Below are 14912 nucleotides of genomic sequence, written 5' to 3'. Positions count from 1 at the left end.
AGGCAATCCGGCGCTTGGACGGAATTTCAGGCTGCTGTATAAGAAGCGATCCATGCTCAGAGCATGCAAAATCGCTTGAATTTAGGCATTTCGGCTCAAGACCGCATCGATGATCGATTGTGCAGCTTGAAACGCGGCCTCTATACTCATTTCCGACGTATCAAGCAAGTGCGCATCATCAGCTGGTTTCAAAGGGCTGTCGGCTCGTCCCATGTCGCGTTCGTCGCGCCGCTTGACGTCCTCGAAAATCGCATCGAAATCCGCCGTCGCCCCCTTGCCGAGGATCTCGTCGAAACGGCGTCTGGCGCGCACCTCAGGCGACGCCGTCACATAGAATTTGACCGGCGCATCCGGGCAGACGACGGTGCCGATATCGCGCCCGTCGAGCACCGTTCCCGGCGCCTTGCCCGAAAACCGCCGCTGCGCTTCCACCAGCGCCCGGCGCACCGCCGGCATGACGGCGATCTTCGAGGCCGCTTCGCCGATCTCGTGTTGCGAAAGTATATCGCGATCCAGTCCGGCGAGTTCAACCTCCCGGGCGATCTTTTCCGCCACTGCCTCGTCGTCGAGCGACAGGCCGGCATCGAGCAGCGCCTTGGCGGTGGCGCGATAGGTCAGGCCAGTATCGAGATGATGAAAGCCATATCGCTCGGCGATCCGGCGCGAAAGCGTACCCTTGCCCGCCGCCGCCGGGCCGTCGATGGCGATGGTGAAGGTCTTGGTTGTCATGTCATCCATCCTGCGGCAGGGGACTTGCGGGCGGCGGCAGGCCTCAGGCGCAGCCGTGCGTGGTGTAATCCCTTGTAAAGGCCTAGCATTTCCTTCGCAAGGACGTCCTTTCCGACGGCAATGTTTGCCCGCTTCTGCGGCCGCTGCGGCTCGTTAGCATATCCGCGCCGGGTGGTCATCCGCCGCTGCCGGAAAAACCCGGCGCTCTGATGACAAAGTTTGGCTTTGACATGGGAAGCCACAGCGATTAAGGGGACCGGCTTATAAATTCCGATGGAACGCCGGCTTGAACGGCATCTGCCGAATCTCATATTCGGCTATTCACACGAGGCTTATAGTGGCGAAAGCGGAACTTGGAACCAAGCGTACCGATCCGGAAACCGGCAAGAAGTTTTATGATCTGAACCGGGATCCGATCGTCTCTCCTTATACCGGCAAGTCCTACCCTCTGTCCTTCTTCGAAGAAACCTCGGCGATCGCCGACGTTGCCGAGGAAGACGAGGTCGCGGAAGTCGATACCGAAAACACCGAAGTCGAACTGGTTTCGCTTGAAGATGCCGATGACGCGGCCTCTGGCGACGACATCCCCGATATCGGCGACGACGATGTCGAAATCGAAGGCGATGACGACGACGATACCTTCCTTACACCCGACGAAGACGATGACGACGACGACATGAGCGATATCATCGGCGTGACCGGCGACGAAGACGAAGTCTGACGACTGCATTTCGGCCCGGTGAGGAAAAAATTCTCCGGGCCGGATTTTTTAGGCTTGCTATCTCCGAAAACCGGAAGTAATAAGCCGCCACTCCGAAGGGCACACGCCTTGAGGAACATCCCAGGGCCGGCCAGACCGGACCACCTTGATGGGGCTATAGCTCAGCTGGGAGAGCGCTTGCATGGCATGCAAGAGGTCAGCGGTTCGATCCCGCTTAGCTCCACCACGCTTCGCCCTTACGGGCTTCGCGTGGCGCAGCCGCGGGAAACCGTTAGGCCGAAGCAGTGCCCGGCATAGCCCGAAGGGCGACGACGGGCTGAAGCGCTGATGTGGTATGTCTATATTCTCCGCAGCATCGATTTTCCCGATCAGGAATATACCGGGTCTACCGCGGATCTGAAACAGCGCCTTGCGGCTCACAATGTCGGAAAATCCACCCACACCGCCAAATTCGCACCATGGAATTTGCTCTGGTATTGCGCCTTTCCCGACAAGCGCAAAGCCCTTGAATTCGAAAAATACCTGAAATCACATTCCGGCAGGGCTTTTGCCAGCAAGAGATTGGTCCAGCCGAATCTGGATCCCGGTCGCCCGGCCAATGGGAAGACCGATTCTGATTTTGGCTAAGCTCTAACCACCACACCTCAACTCCGGCAGGCCGCCCCCACAGCCGGCTTGGCGCCTCGCGCTCCTCACATCTCGACGATAACAGCCGTGACCCGCTTCACCACCGGCAGCACCAACAACAGGACGGGAAAGGCGATCGCCCAGGAGAGCGCCCATGCCGACGGCCACATCGCAAGGGCAGGCGCGGTCAGGCCTTGTGCTCTCAGGATGCTGATCGCCGAGACGATAGATGTCATCAGCAGCGACAGGATGAGCGGCATGACGATGGTATTGTAGCGTTTGGGGAGTTTGCCTTTGGGCATTTTGATCTCCGTAAGATGCCGATCAGACAATTGCGCAGCGCCGATCGGCGTGTTGCGCGTTGATTGACGTAAACGCTTACGGAGCTTCGATCTGAAGCAACGCCATCTCTATGGCCGAAAATGCCTTGCCGTTCAAGTCCGCCCATCCCTTCCGATCGTCTTTGCCAATTCCTCAACGAAAGGAATTATCCTTGTTGCCGCAATCCCAGCGATTCGGCTTCAGGACCATCAGCCCATGACCAGAGCAAGACGCCGCCATCTCATCCGCACCCGGCGAACCGTGACCGGGGTTGCCCTGGTCGGCTCGATCTCGTTTCTTGCCGGTATGACCGATGCGACCGGCCTGTTGCTGACCGGCGATTTCGTTTCCTTCATGACGGGGAATACGACGCGGGCCGCACTCGCCTTGAGCGAGGGCAATCTTTATCACGCGGCGGTGCTGATCTCCGCCATCATCATCTTCGTGCTCGGCAATGCGGCAGGCATCGTCATCGCCCATATCTCGCAACGTCGTATCTTCGTGGTGCTCGGCTGCGTCGGCCTGGTCCTGGCACTCGCCTCGATGATGACGGTGGAGAGTATGATGCTCGTCCGGTTCTCCATGATCGTCTTCTCCATGGGCATGGTAAACGCCGCCGTCGAACATATTGAAGGCCTGCCGATCGGGCTGACTTATGTCACAGGTGCGCTGTCGCGCTTCGGCCGCGGCATTGGCCGCTGGATCATCGGCGACCGCCATCTCGAATGGACGATCCAGATCGTGCCCTGGGGCGGCATGGTGCTCGGCGCCATCGCCGGCGCCGTGCTGACGCGACTGACCGGGGCATCTGCGCTGTGGCTGGTCTCCCTCTTCGCCATGGCGCTGGCGCTTGCCGCCATGTTCATTCCCCGGCCGCTGCAGCGGCGTTTCAACCAGAAGCTCGCGCCGCACCGATCGGCCGCCCAGCGCTCGAGATAGAACCGTCGCATTCCTGTTACCGTCGAATCGGATAGGAAGGATCGCCGCCCATCCTCGAGGAGTAGGTCTTGTTCGTCATTTCGAAGCTTGTCTGGATTTTTGCTCAGCCGCTGTCGCTGGCATTTTTCCTCGTCTTCCTTGCCCTGCTTGCCGGCCTTTTGCGCTGGCGGACCTTAAGTATCCTCGGCGCCGCGGGTTCGGCCCTCATCCTCTTCGTCACGCTCTACACCACGGCCGGCAACCTGCTGATGCAGGAGCTCGAGCAGCGCTTCGCAAAGCCCGCCGCCGATCCGCAGAACCTGCAATGCATGATCGTGCTCGGCGGCGCCTTCGAAAACGAGGTGAATACGGCGCGTCACGGCATAGAATTCAACGCCGCGGTCGACCGCTTCGTCGAAGCCCTGCGGCTCGCGCAGAAATTTCCGCAGTCACGCATTCTGGTGTCGGGTGGCGACGGTTCCATCTCGGGCATCTATGAAGGCGATGCGGCGGCATCCGAGCGCTTCTTCCCGCTTTTCGGCGTCGGCAAGGATCGCCTGATCGAGGAAAGGCAATCGCGCACCACCTTCGAAAACGCCGTCAACACCAAGGAATTCCTGGCAAGCCAGGGGCTCTCCCATTGCCTGCTGATCACCTCGGGTTTCCATATGCCGCGATCCGTCGGCATCTTCCGCAAGCTCGGCATCGATATCGTGCCGTGGCCGACCGATTATCGCACCGACGGCGAGGTGAGGCCGGGGTTCGATTTCACCCAGCCGAACCTCAATGCGCAGAACATGGCGACCGCGATCCGCGAATGGTACGGCCTGGTCGGCTACTATCTCGCCGGCCGCACCTCGGAGCTTTACCCGCAATAGAGACGCGCAAAGGCGCTCTATCACTTTGAATCCACGGAAATCTCTCGGGATACGTGGTGAGTTATTTCTTCGAGATGGTGACGAATTTCGTGCCGCGCACGCGGGCCGTGACGATGCAGGGATCACCTTCGGTGCGGTCGCAAAAACGCGGATGCATCTTCATTGCCAGCACCATATTGCCGAAGCGCTGGACGAAGTCGTAGCCATAGATCTGCGCCGTCGCGATCATGAAATAACCGCCTTCGGCGACCTGCAGATAGAAATTATAGGTGCAGCCGTCGTCATTGCATTGCGGCCCCTTCTGTCCGTCGCAGGTCAGCTGGCCCTCGTTGACCACCGCATCGATCAGGCCGTCATTGTTGATGTCCTGGCGGGTGATGAAGCCGTCGGCGAATTCGGCCGTCTTGCACTGCTCCTGGAAATGTTTCTTCTCGTAGATCTCCGGATCTGAAATCAGCGATTGCTGGCCGAAGGCGGCAACCGACATGACAAGCAGCAGGACGATATTCAGAACGGCGAGCAGCAGCGTTTTCACGGCTTTCCTCTTTTGGATAAGGGCGCCCAATGCATGTCGCCCAAAAGTATGCAGCGCTTTTGGGACAACGACATGCATTAAACAAAGACTTCAGCTTTATGGCCGCGCCGCCTTGCGCCGCCCTTGCCGCCGTGTTTCTGTCCGGACATTGTTTGCCGGTTCCGGGGGCCGCATGTCCTTGCTCGTCTATCTCGATTATGTCGGCATTGCGCTGTTTGCCGCGACAGGCGCGCTTGCCGCCTCGCGCAAGCAGCTGGATCTGATCGGTTTTCTGTTTTTCGCCATGGTGACGGGAACGGGCGGCGGCACCGTGCGCGATATCGTGCTCGGCCGCGTGCCGGTCTTCTGGGTGTTGAACCCCGCCTATATCCTCGTCTGCTGCATCATGGGTGTCATCGTCTTCTTCACCGCCCACCTGCTGGAATCGCGCTATCGCCTGCTGATCTGGCTGGATGCGATCGGCCTTGCCGCCTATTGCGTGATCGGCGCGGCCAAGGGCCTCGCCGCCACCGGCTCGCCGACGATCGCGATCGTCACCGGCACGCTGACGGCGACCTTCGGCGGCATATTGCGCGATCTGATGGCAAACGAGCCTTCGGTGTTGTTGCGGCCGGAAATCTACGTGACCGCAGCCCTCATCGGCGCCGGCGTCTTCACGCTTGCCAATGCGCTGGGGATGCCGCTCTATCTGGCGTCTGCCTGCGGTGTCGTCGCAGCCTTTGCCGTGCGCGGCGGCGCCCTGTGGTTCGGCTGGACCTTCCCGACTTACAGGCACAAGCCCGGCCGGCATCCCGACGATGTCATGTGAAGACCTGGGTGGTCCTCGGTGGCGTCAGCCCTGCTTTGCCCGCAGGCGGATCACCACGTCGACATGGGCGATCTCCATGCCGTCGGGCGGCTCCGGCAGATTGCCGATCGTCAGGTTACTGACGGGAATGTCGAGCACCTCGTTCTCACCTTCGATGAAGAAATGGTGATGGTCGGAAACATTGGTGTCGAAATAGGTCCTGGCGCTCTCGACGGCGAGAACGCGGATGAGGCCGGCTTCGGTAAACTGGTGCAGCGTGTTGTAGACGGTTGCCAGTGAAACCGGCACGCCGGCGGCAACCGCCTCCTCATGCAGTTCCTCGACGGTCAAATGCCGGTCGCCCTTGGCAAACAGGAGGTCGCCGAGCGCGACACGCTGGCGGGTGGGGCGCAGGCCTGCACCGCGCAGCCTTACCTCTATTGCGATCGGGAGTGCACCCGTCATCAAGACCAACTCCGGTTATTCCTGCATAAAGCAATCATGTTTCTTCAAGCGGTATAACTTTTGCACCGGAGCCTTTCAATAGTTCAATGGGGACAAGAGCCTGATAAACGCGGCAAAAACGGGCTTTTCGCGCAAATAGGTCTGGTCGCGGCCCTGGCCTTCCTGTATTCGACCACCAAATAATGACGTAAGCCTGGTCCGGGGCGATGAATGGAGCTGCCTTGCTCGTGCTTCATTTTCTGAAGAACTTGGACTACACGTTCACATCCATCGGCTTCACGCGGGGGGAAAAAGAAACTTTATGACGACCAGACAGTCCAGCTTCTCGTACGACGAACTCATCGCCTGCGCCCATGGCGAGTTGTTCGGCCCCGGCAATGCGCAGCTTCCGCTGCCGCCCATGCTGATGGTTCACCGCATCACCGACATTTCCGAAACGGGCGGGACCTTCGACAAGGGTTATCTCAGGGCCGAATACGACGTGCGTCCCGACGACTGGTATTTCCCCTGCCATTTCGAAGGCAATCCGATCATGCCGGGCTGCCTCGGCCTCGACGGCATGTGGCAGCTGACCGGGTTCTTCCTCGGCTGGCTCGGCGAAGAAGGCCGCGGCATGGCGCTTTCAACCGGCGAAGTGAAATTCAAGGGCATGGTCAAGCCGCATACGAAGCTGATCGAATATGGCATCGACTTCAAGCGTGTCATGCGCGGCCGTCTGGTCCTCGGCACGGCCGACGGCTGGCTGAAGGCGGACGGCGAGACCATATACCAGGCGGCCGACCTTCGCGTCGGTCTCTCTAAAGACAAGACGACCTGAAACCGCATCTCAAGCGGTTCACGAAACAAAAAAGGTTTGATCAGATGAGACGGGTAGTTGTCACGGGTCTGGGTGTCGTGTCCTCGATCGGGAACGACGCCGCCGAAGTCACCGAATCCTTGCGGCAGGCAAAGTCGGGTATTTCCTTCTCCAGCGATTTCGCCGAGCACGGCTTCAAGTGCCAGGTTTGGGGCAGCCCCAAGCTCGGCGCGGCGGAACTGGCCGAACTGGTCGATCGTCGCGCCATGCGCTTCCTGTCGCAGGGCGGCGCCTGGAACCATGTGGCCATGAAGCAGGCACTTTCCGATTCCGGCCTGGAAGAGAAGGACTACGCTCAGAATGAGCGCGCCGGCATCATCATGGGCTCCGGCGGTCCGTCGACCCGCACCCTGATCGAGGCGGCCGAGATCACCGTCAAGAACAACAGCCCGAAGCGCATCGGCCCCTTCGCCGTGCCGAAGGCGATGTCCTCGACCGCATCGGCCACACTCGCCACCTGGTTCAAGATCCACGGCGTCAACTATTCGATCTCGTCGGCCTGCTCGACCTCGGCGCATTGCATCGGCAACGCCGCCGAGATGATCCAGTGGGGCAAGCAGGACGTGATGTTTGCCGGGGGCCACGAGGATCTCGACTGGACGATGTCCAACCTCTTCGACGCCATGGGCGCCATGTCCTCCAAGTACAACGATACGCCCGATACCGCCTCGCGCGCCTATGACGTCAACCGCGACGGTTTCGTCATCGCCGGCGGTGCCGGGGTGCTGGTGCTCGAGGAACTGGAGCACGCCAAGGCCCGCGGCGCCAAGATCTACGCCGAAATCGTCGGCTACGGCGCAACCTCTGACGGTTACGACATGGTCGCCCCCTCCGGCGAGGGCGCCATTCGCTGCATGCGCCAGGCGCTTGCCACCGTCAAAGGCGACGTCGACTACGTCAATACCCACGGCACGTCGACGCCGGTCGGCGACAGCAAGGAAATCGGCGCCATCCGCGAGGTATTCGGCTCCAAAATCCCCCATATCCAGTCGACCAAATCGCTGACCGGCCATTCGCTGGGTGCGGCCGGCGTGCAGGAATCGATCTATTCCCTGCTGATGATGCAGCACGGCTTCATCGGCGAAAGCGCCCATATCGCCGAGCTCGATCCGGAATTCGAAGGCGTGCCGATCGTGCGCAAGCGTATCGACGATGCGAAGATCGACATTGCCCTCTCCAACTCCTTCGGCTTCGGCGGCACCAACGCCACGCTGGTCTTCCAGCGTTATAACGGATAACAAAATGACGGGAATCATGCAGGGTAAGCGCGGCCTCATCATGGGCGTCGCCAACAACCATTCGATCGCCTGGGGGATTTCAAAAGCGCTCGCCGCGCAGGGTGCGGAACTCGCCTTCACCTATCAGGGCGACGCGCTCGGCAAGCGCGTCAAGCCGCTGGCTGCCGAGGTCAACTCGGATTTCGTGCTGCCCTGCGATGTCGAAGATGTCGCCTCGGTCGATGCCCTGGTCGACGCGCTCAGCGAGCGTTGGGGCAAGCTCGATTTCATCGTCCACGCCATCGGTTTTTCCGACAAGAACGAGCTGAAGGGTCTCTACGCCGATACGACGCGGGAGAATTTCAGCCGCACCATGGTCATTTCCTGTTTCTCCTTCACCGAGATCGCCAAGCGCTGCGCTCCGCTGATGGAAGACGGCGGTGCGATGCTGACCTTGACCTATAACGGTTCGACCCGCGTCATCCCGAACTACAACGTCATGGGCGTCGCCAAGGCAGCGCTCGAGGCTTCGGTGCGCTATCTCGCCGCCGACTACGGCCCGCGCGGCATCCGCGTCAACGCCATCTCGGCCGGCCCGATCCGCACGCTCGCCGGCGCCGGCATCTCGGATGCGCGCGCGATCCTCTCCTGGAACCAGCGCAATGCGCCGCTGCGCAAGACCGTGACCATCGATCAGGTCGGCAGCTCGGCGCTCTACCTGCTCTCCGATCTCTCCGCCGGTGTCACCGGCGAAATCCATTTCGTCGACGCCGGCTTCAACGTCACCTCGATGCCGACACTGGAAACGCTGCGCAGGGCGGACGTAGAGTAAATGCTGCTCCGACTTGAAAACAAAGGCCGTGCGCAGATGCTGCGCACGGCCTTTTTGTTCTATCGATAGAATGACCGGATCGGTCGAAGCCGCGTAGAGCTTATTTCTTCGCCCAGAGAACCTTGAAGCGGGCGTTGCGGCAAGTTTCGCCGCTTTCCCGGAAATTCGCCGCCAGAACCGGCTCGTAGGGCAGGCCGCGATTGGCAACCAGCATCAGCCGGCCGCCGCCGCGCAGGGCGGATGCGGCGGTCTTGATCATCGCCTGGCCGAGCGCCGGCTCGGCTGCGTGCCCTTCATGGAAGGGCGGGTTCATGATGACAAGATCGTACTTGTCCTTGACCGGCTCGCCCGCCAGATCGTGCCAGAAGAAGCGCGCAGGCGCGTTCGGGCAATTTTCCGCCAGATTGTCTCTGGCGGCCTCCAAAGCCGCGTGATCGGCCTCGTAGAGGTCGAGGCGGGTCAGTCCACGCGATTTCTGCGCCAGCTCGACGGAGAGATAACCCCATCCGGCGCCGAAGTCCGCAACATCGCCGGCAAAATCCTGCGGCAGGCGCGAGGCGAGCAGTTCCGATCCGGCATCGATCCGATCATGCGAGAACATGCCGGCGGTGGCATTGAAACGGCCGTCGACGCGCACCGGCGCTTTTGCCAGCTTGGAGATGATCTCATCGGCATCGGCCGGGCGGCCGAACCAGAAGGCGACGCCGTGATATTTCGGCATGTGGTCGATCGCCAGACCGAAACCTTCCAGGCGCTTGCGCAGCGGTTGGATGCCATCTTCCTTGGCGCCGGCAACGACGATCAGGCCGCCGACCTCCGTGCGAGCGATTGCCGCGGCGAGATTGGCCTCGTTCTCGCCCTTGTGCTTGGTGCACAGCACCAGGGCGGCATCGTAGTCCTCGCCGTCGATCTCGGGCTTTGCTTCGATCCGCTGCGCCAGCAGCTGCCGGTAGAGCGGCCGGAAGCCCTGGACGGCACTGAGCGAGGCGGCAAAACCCTCCGGCAGCGCAAAGCCTGCCTCGGCGCCGAGGAAGAGCACGCGCTCGCCCTCGCCGGGCGCCTGGACTGTGCCGCTGGCAAAGGGATGGAACAGGGTCTTCAGCGTTTCGCGGCTCATGGATCTCGTCTCGTCTTCGGATACAAAAAGGGCGCGGAAGATTCCCGCGCCCGGAATGAAATTTGGGAGACGCGGCTTATTCGGCCGCTTCTTCCTTCTTCTTCTCGTTCGCAATTTCCTGGCCGGTGGCCTGGTCGACGACCTTCATCGACAGGCGAACCTTGCCGCGTTCATCGAAGCCGAGCAGCTTGACCCAGACCTTGTCGCCTTCCTTGACGACGTCCTGGGTCTTGGCAACACGCTCGGAAGCAAGCTGCGAGATGTGGACGAGACCGTCGCGGGCGCCGAAGAAGTTGACGAAGGCGCCGAAGTCGGCGGTCTTGACAACAGTGCCTTCGTAGATCTGGCCGATCTCGGGCTCGGCAACGATCGAGTGGATCCACTTGCGGGCCGCTTCGATCTCCTTGCCGGAGGAGGAGGCGATCTTGACGGTGCCGTCGTCCTCGATGTTGATCTTCGCGCCGGTCTTTTCGACGATTTCGCGAATGACCTTGCCGCCGGAGCCGATGACTTCACGGATCTTGTCGACCGGGATGTTCATGACTTCGATGCGCGGAGCGAATTCGCCGAGCTGGCCGCGGCTTTCGGTGATGGCCTTGGCCATTTCGCCGAGAATGTGGGCGCGACCGCCCTGGGCCTGGCCGAGAGCGACCTTCATGATCTCTTCGGTGATGCCGGCGATCTTGATGTCCATCTGCAGCGAGGTGATGCCGTCGGCGGTACCGGCGACCTTGAAGTCCATGTCGCCGAGGTGGTCTTCGTCACCGAGAATGTCGGAGAGGACGGCGAAGCGATCGCCTTCCAGGATCAGACCCATGGCGATACCGGCAACCGGCTTGGCCAGCGGAACGCCGGCGTCCATCAGAGCGAGCGAGGTGCCGCAGACGGTCGCCATCGAGGACGAACCGTTCGACTCGGTGATCTCGGAGACGACGCGCAGCGTGTAGGGGAACTGCTCAGGCGTCGGCAGCATCGGGCGGATCGCCCGCCATGCGAGCTTACCGTGGCCGATTTCGCGGCGGCCCGGGGAGCCCATGCGGCCGGTTTCGCCAACCGAGTAGGGAGGGAAGTTGTAATGGAGCAGGAAGCGCTCCTTGTACATGCCCGTCAGGCTGTCGACATATTGCTCGTCTTCGCCGGTGCCGAGCGTGGCAACCACGATCGCCTGCGTTTCACCGCGGGTAAACAGCGCCGAACCATGGGTGCGCGGCAGAAGGCCGACTTCCGAAACGATCGGACGAACGGTTTCGAGGTCGCGGCCGTCGATGCGGCTCTTGGTGTCGAGGATGTTCCAGCGGACGATTTTCGCCTGCAAATGCTTGAAGATCGCGCCGACTTCCTCGGCGGTGTACTTGGCTTCGCCTTCCTCGGGGAGGAAGTGTGCCTTCACCTTCGCCTTGACGGCGTCGACGGCGGCGTAGCGGTCGGCCTTCTGGGTGATCTTGTAGGCTTGCCGAAGCTCACCCTCGGCAAGGCCGAGCATCTCGTTTTCGAGAGCGGAATAGTCTTCCGGCTGGAAGTCGCGCGGTTCCTTGGCGGCTACTTCGGCGAGCTTGATGATCGCGTCGAGAACCGGCTGGAAGCCCTTGTGGCCGAACATCACGGCGCCGAGCATGATCTCTTCGTTGAGTTCCTTGGCTTCGGATTCAACCATCAGCACGGCGTCGTAGGTGCCGGCGACGACGAGGTCGAGGCTCGATTCCTCCATCTCGTCGAGATGCGGGTTGAGAACATATTCGCCGTTGATGTAGCCGACGCGCGCACCGCCGACCGGGCCCATGAAGGGAACGCCGGAGAGCGTCAGTGCCGCCGAGGTGGCAACCATCGACAGGATATCGGGGTTGTTTTCAAGGTCGTGCTGGATGACGGTAACGACGACCTGCGTGTCGTTCTTGTAGCCTTCCGGGAAGAGCGGGCGGATCGGGCGGTCGATCAGGCGGGAAACGAGGGTCTCGTTCTCGCTCGGGCGGCCTTCGCGCTTGAAATAGCCGCCGGGGATCTTGCCGGCTGCGTAGGTCTTTTCCTGGTAGTTGACGGTGAGCGGGAAGAAGTCCTGGCCGGGCTTCGGCGCCTTGGCCGAGACGACGGTGGCGAGAACGACGGTTTCACCGTAGGTGGCCAGAACCGCGCCGTCGGCCTGACGGGCGATCTTGCCGGTTTCGAGCTTCAGCGGGCGGCCGGCCCACTCGATTTCGACTGTGTGTGTATCAAACATGACTTGTCCTTCAGTGCGGGAGCACGCGCCATCGCCGATATCAAGGCGCAGCGCACAGTCGACCGCAGGCAATGTGACGTATCACGGGCAAGACAACGGGAGGCTTTTCATTCCAGGTCCCCAGTGGAGACCTCAGTTTCCCGAAAACATCAGTTTTCTGAGAAACCGGGCCAAAGCCTTGAGAAGCCTTGGCCGAAAGCATCCGGCAATCCTGCCCCATGACAGGTCAACGGTTGGTTTGGCAGAACCGGCCCATCCGGGTCCGCCGATCTTTCCACCGCTTGGAAAATAGGGCGCGGCTGGAACATTTCATCGGGAACCGTGTCCCGAAACAGGATCCGGCGGGCGCTTGGAAAAACGCCCGCCGGACAATCTTAGCGGCGGATACCCAGGCTGGTGATCAGCTTGGAATAGCGGCCTTCATCCTTCTTCTTGAGATAGTCAAGAAGCGAGCGGCGGCTCGAAACCATCGTCAGCAGGCCACGGCGGGAATGGTTATCCTTCTTGTGGTCCTTGAAGTGTTCGGTCAGGTTGTTGATGCGTTCGGTCAGGATCGCGACCTGGACTTCCGGAGAACCGGTATCGCCTTCAACGGTTGCGTATTCCTTGATCAGCGCAGACTTGCGCTCAGCAGTGATCGACATCGGGTGATCCTTTCTAAGAGAGGAGATAAAGGTCGCCAAAAGCCGGGATGCCGTCCAGCTTTGGCCGTGAATGCAAACGGGCGGACCCGATGCTGGCGCTGCCTATAAACCAAATATGGATCGATGGAAAGAGGGGTCGTCCTTGCCGGCGTCAACGGCCCGCCATGGCGCCCCGGATCATCCCGTCATAGGCTGCCGGATCCTGCAGCATGGCGAAATGGCTCACATCTTTCAGGATGACGAGTTTGGCGCCCGGAATCTGCTTTGCCATCATTTCCGTATGGTCGAGCTTGACGGCTTCATCATGATCGCCGATGGCAAGCGTGACCGGCACCGAGATCTTGGCAAGATCGGCGGCCGTCCAGGCCGGCTGGGTCGCCCACATTTCGGAGATCTGCTTGACGAAGGCGTCGTATTCGTTGGGCGTCGGCGAAAGCTTCCGATACTGCTCGCCGGCGACGTTGATGTAGTCGTTGAAGGTCTTGTTGTCCAGGACGTCGGCCTTGACGCCCTCCGTCGTGACGTTGGCTGCCTGAGCAATGACGCGGGTCAATTTTTCCGGGTGTTTCATCGCCATGTCGATGCCGATGATGCCGCCATCCGACCATCCGACAAGCGTCACCTTGTCGATCTTCAGAAAGTCGAGAAGTGCCACATAGTCCGATGTCATCAGGTCGTAGCCGAAGGGCTGCTGGCTGCGCGTCGAACGTCCATGGCCGCGGCTATCGGCAACGATGACCAAGTGGTCCTTGGCAAAATCGGCGACCTGATGACCCCAGACTTCGGCATTTCCGAGTCCGCCGTGAATGAAGAGGATCGGCTCGCCTTCACCATATTCGGCGTAATACATCTTGATGTCGTTCACATCGGCCATGCCGCTTGTCTTGGCAACCGGCATCGAGGGAAAGGCCGGAAGTTCGGCCCAGCGCTCGGCCGATCGAGCGCCTGTAAAAGTCAGGAACATCGAAAAGAACGTCAATGTTGCGATCGCGGTTACGCGCATATTCTTCCCCCTATCGGCCGCCATGGCTCCTCGGGCCGCAATGGCGGCCCGATAGGGAAGATATCGCATCGCTGCCGGCTGACAACCGCTATCGTTGTAGGCTCAACCGAAAACCCGCTTGGGGCGAAACTCGCCCTGGCCGATCTCGCCGATCGCAATCAGCCTGCCGCGAGCCGTCGCATAGGCTTCGCTTTCGGCAACCGGCGCATCGCGGCCACGCACAAGGATCGGGTTGCCCATCTTCAGCCGGTGCGCCTGATCGTCGTTGATGACGAGATGGGGCAGGGACGACAGCGCCTCGCAGGTGTCGATCAGCAGCGCATCGAGGGCCGCCAGCCGCTCGTCCATATCTTCGATCGCCTCCAGCGCCACGAGGTTTGCGAGCGGCACCATGGCCTCTTCCGAAAAGGGGGCGACGAAGGTGCGCCGCAGCCCGGATACATGGCCGTAGCAGCCGAGCTCTCGGCCGAAATCGCGCGCCAGCGCCCTGACATAGGTGCCCTTGCCGCATTCCACTTCGAAATGCGCGGTATCGGCATCCGGGCAGGCAAGCAATGTCAGCCGGAAGATCTCGACCTCGCGCGAGGGGATTTCGACGACTTCGCCTTCGCGCGCCAGATCATAGGCGCGTTCACCCGAGATCTTGATGGCCGAAAACTGCGGCGGCACCTGGCTGATGGTGCCGATATATCCAGGCAGGATATCGCGGATCTGCTGTTCGCTGGGGCGCTTGTCCGAGCTTTCGGTCACGTCGCCCTCGAGATCGTCGGTGGCGCGCTGCTCGCCCCAGCTCACCGTAAATTCATAGATCTTGCGGCCGTCCATCACATAGGGAACGGTCTTCGTCGCATCGCCGAGCGCGATCGGCAGCATGCCGGAAGCAAGCGGATCGAGCGTGCCGGCATGACCGGCCTTCTCAGCCTTGTAGAGCCACTTGATCTTGGAAACGGCTTCCGTCGAGCCGAAATCCACCGGCTTGTCGAGGATCAGCCAGCCGGAAATCGGCCGGCCCTTGGGTTTGCGTGGTTTGGACATCAGTCTCTTCTG

17 protein-coding genes and 1 tRNA gene are annotated in these 14912 nt (G+C 61.0%); 9 read left to right on the top strand and 9 right to left on the bottom strand.

The window, feature by feature from the left end; all coding sequences use genetic code 11:
- Window positions 1–81: 81 nt before the first annotated feature.
- Window positions 82–729 (bottom strand): (d)CMP kinase, encoded by a 648-nt coding sequence (gene cmk / locus CO667_RS04605; protein WP_097617319.1) that lies wholly within the window; start codon window positions 727–729, stop codon window positions 82–84.
- Window positions 730–1066: 337 nt separating this feature from the next.
- Between cmk and CO667_RS04600 the strand changes: the two genes are divergently transcribed.
- From CO667_RS04600 to CO667_RS04590, 3 genes are all read left to right on the top strand, one after another.
- On the top strand, window positions 1067–1450 hold the full coding sequence (locus CO667_RS04600) for a TIGR02300 family protein (protein WP_003589408.1): 384 nt from the start codon (window positions 1067–1069) through the stop codon (window positions 1448–1450).
- A 150-nt stretch (window positions 1451–1600) separates the two neighbouring features.
- Window positions 1601–1676, top strand: a tRNA-Ala gene (locus CO667_RS04595).
- Between the two features lie 101 nt (window positions 1677–1777).
- Window positions 1778–2077 carry a GIY-YIG nuclease family protein gene (locus CO667_RS04590; protein ID WP_097617259.1) on the top strand — a complete coding sequence of 100 codons (300 nt, stop codon included), beginning with the start codon at window positions 1778–1780 and terminating at the stop codon, window positions 2075–2077.
- A 65-nt stretch (window positions 2078–2142) separates the two neighbouring features.
- On the opposite strand, the gene CO667_RS04585 is transcribed toward CO667_RS04590, so the two are convergent.
- Window positions 2143–2379, bottom strand: coding sequence for a DUF2798 domain-containing protein (locus CO667_RS04585; protein WP_097617258.1), 237 nt, complete (start codon window positions 2377–2379; stop codon window positions 2143–2145).
- A 235-nt stretch (window positions 2380–2614) separates the two neighbouring features.
- On the opposite strand from CO667_RS04585, the gene CO667_RS04580 reads away from it, so the two are divergent.
- Window positions 2615–3337 carry a YoaK family protein gene (locus CO667_RS04580; RefSeq protein WP_097617257.1) on the top strand — a complete coding sequence of 241 codons (723 nt, stop codon included), beginning with the start codon at window positions 2615–2617 and terminating at the stop codon, window positions 3335–3337.
- 68 nt (window positions 3338–3405) lie between these two features.
- Window positions 3406–4194, top strand: coding sequence for a YdcF family protein (locus CO667_RS04575; protein WP_097617256.1), 789 nt, complete (start codon window positions 3406–3408; stop codon window positions 4192–4194).
- Between the two features lie 61 nt (window positions 4195–4255).
- Here the strand turns inward: CO667_RS04575 and CO667_RS04570 are convergent, their stop codons facing one another.
- Window positions 4256–4729 carry a hypothetical protein gene (locus CO667_RS04570; RefSeq protein WP_097617255.1) on the bottom strand — a complete coding sequence of 158 codons (474 nt, stop codon included), beginning with the start codon at window positions 4727–4729 and terminating at the stop codon, window positions 4256–4258.
- 172 nt (window positions 4730–4901) lie between these two features.
- Here CO667_RS04570 and CO667_RS04565 point away from each other — a divergent pair, with 172 nt between their 5' ends.
- Window positions 4902–5537, top strand: coding sequence for a trimeric intracellular cation channel family protein (locus tag CO667_RS04565; RefSeq protein WP_097617254.1), 636 nt, complete (start codon window positions 4902–4904; stop codon window positions 5535–5537).
- 24 nt (window positions 5538–5561) lie between these two features.
- Here CO667_RS04565 and irrA read toward each other — a convergent pair whose 3' ends face one another.
- Window positions 5562–5981: an iron response transcriptional regulator IrrA gene (irrA, locus tag CO667_RS04560; protein WP_097617318.1), complete on the bottom strand. Its 420-nt coding sequence runs from the start codon at window positions 5979–5981 to the stop codon at window positions 5562–5564.
- Between the two features lie 301 nt (window positions 5982–6282).
- Here irrA and fabA point away from each other — a divergent pair, with 301 nt between their 5' ends.
- The 3 genes from fabA to fabI are packed head-to-tail and all read left to right on the top strand — an operon-like array spanning window position 6283 to window position 8886.
- The gene (gene fabA / locus CO667_RS04555; protein WP_097617253.1) at window positions 6283–6798 is read left to right on the top strand and encodes a 3-hydroxyacyl-[acyl-carrier-protein] dehydratase FabA; all 516 of its coding nucleotides are present in this window, start codon (window positions 6283–6285) and stop codon (window positions 6796–6798) included.
- A gap of 44 nt (window positions 6799–6842) precedes the next feature.
- Window positions 6843–8075: a beta-ketoacyl-ACP synthase I gene (gene fabB, locus CO667_RS04550; RefSeq protein WP_097617252.1), complete on the top strand. Its 1233-nt coding sequence runs from the start codon at window positions 6843–6845 to the stop codon at window positions 8073–8075.
- A 4-nt stretch (window positions 8076–8079) separates the two neighbouring features.
- On the top strand, window positions 8080–8886 hold the full coding sequence (gene fabI, locus CO667_RS04545; protein WP_097617251.1) for an enoyl-ACP reductase FabI: 807 nt from the start codon (window positions 8080–8082) through the stop codon (window positions 8884–8886).
- Between the two features lie 100 nt (window positions 8887–8986).
- On the opposite strand, the gene CO667_RS04540 is transcribed toward fabI, so the two are convergent.
- From CO667_RS04540 to truB, 5 genes are all read right to left on the bottom strand, one after another.
- Window positions 8987–10003, bottom strand: coding sequence for a class I SAM-dependent methyltransferase (locus CO667_RS04540; protein WP_097617250.1), 1017 nt, complete (start codon window positions 10001–10003; stop codon window positions 8987–8989).
- Between the two features lie 76 nt (window positions 10004–10079).
- Window positions 10080–12218 carry a polyribonucleotide nucleotidyltransferase gene (pnp, locus tag CO667_RS04535; RefSeq protein ID WP_097617249.1) on the bottom strand — a complete coding sequence of 713 codons (2139 nt, stop codon included), beginning with the start codon at window positions 12216–12218 and terminating at the stop codon, window positions 10080–10082.
- 374 nt (window positions 12219–12592) lie between these two features.
- Window positions 12593–12862: a 30S ribosomal protein S15 gene (rpsO, locus tag CO667_RS04530; protein ID WP_003544317.1), complete on the bottom strand. Its 270-nt coding sequence runs from the start codon at window positions 12860–12862 to the stop codon at window positions 12593–12595.
- A gap of 151 nt (window positions 12863–13013) precedes the next feature.
- Window positions 13014–13865 carry an alpha/beta hydrolase gene (locus CO667_RS04525; protein WP_097617248.1) on the bottom strand — a complete coding sequence of 284 codons (852 nt, stop codon included), beginning with the start codon at window positions 13863–13865 and terminating at the stop codon, window positions 13014–13016.
- Window positions 13866–13967: 102 nt separating this feature from the next.
- Entirely contained in the window at window positions 13968–14900 is a 933-nt protein-coding gene (truB, locus tag CO667_RS04520; protein WP_097617247.1) for a tRNA pseudouridine(55) synthase TruB, read from the bottom strand.
- Window positions 14901–14912 lie beyond the last annotated feature (12 nt).

Origin of the sequence: Rhizobium sp. L43 (genome assembly GCF_002531725.1) — a bacterium.
Classification (GTDB): Bacteria; Pseudomonadota; Alphaproteobacteria; order Rhizobiales; family Rhizobiaceae; genus Rhizobium.
This window is presented reverse-complemented; position numbering and strand designations above follow the sequence as displayed.

Coding starts and splice junctions, on each gene's coding strand:
- cmk (WP_097617319.1), bottom strand. CDS start 729: ATGACAACCAAGACCTTCACCATCGCCATCGACGGCCCGGCGGCGGCG.
- CO667_RS04590 (WP_097617259.1), top strand. CDS start 1,778: ATGTGGTATGTCTATATTCTCCGCAGCATCGATTTTCCCGATCAGGAA.
- CO667_RS04585 (WP_097617258.1), bottom strand. CDS start 2,379: ATGCCCAAAGGCAAACTCCCCAAACGCTACAATACCATCGTCATGCCG.
- CO667_RS04580 (WP_097617257.1), top strand. CDS start 2,615: ATGACCAGAGCAAGACGCCGCCATCTCATCCGCACCCGGCGAACCGTG.
- CO667_RS04565 (WP_097617254.1), top strand. CDS start 4,902: ATGTCCTTGCTCGTCTATCTCGATTATGTCGGCATTGCGCTGTTTGCC.
- irrA (WP_097617318.1), bottom strand. CDS start 5,981: ATGACGGGTGCACTCCCGATCGCAATAGAGGTAAGGCTGCGCGGTGCA.
- fabA (WP_097617253.1), top strand. CDS start 6,283: ATGACGACCAGACAGTCCAGCTTCTCGTACGACGAACTCATCGCCTGC.
- fabB (WP_097617252.1), top strand. CDS start 6,843: ATGAGACGGGTAGTTGTCACGGGTCTGGGTGTCGTGTCCTCGATCGGG.
- fabI (WP_097617251.1), top strand. CDS start 8,080: ATGACGGGAATCATGCAGGGTAAGCGCGGCCTCATCATGGGCGTCGCC.
- CO667_RS04540 (WP_097617250.1), bottom strand. CDS start 10,003: ATGAGCCGCGAAACGCTGAAGACCCTGTTCCATCCCTTTGCCAGCGGC.
- pnp (WP_097617249.1), bottom strand. CDS start 12,218: ATGTTTGATACACACACAGTCGAAATCGAGTGGGCCGGCCGCCCGCTG.
- rpsO (WP_003544317.1), bottom strand. CDS start 12,862: ATGTCGATCACTGCTGAGCGCAAGTCTGCGCTGATCAAGGAATACGCA.
- CO667_RS04525 (WP_097617248.1), bottom strand. CDS start 13,865: ATGCGCGTAACCGCGATCGCAACATTGACGTTCTTTTCGATGTTCCTG.
- truB (WP_097617247.1), bottom strand. CDS start 14,900: ATGTCCAAACCACGCAAACCCAAGGGCCGGCCGATTTCCGGCTGGCTG.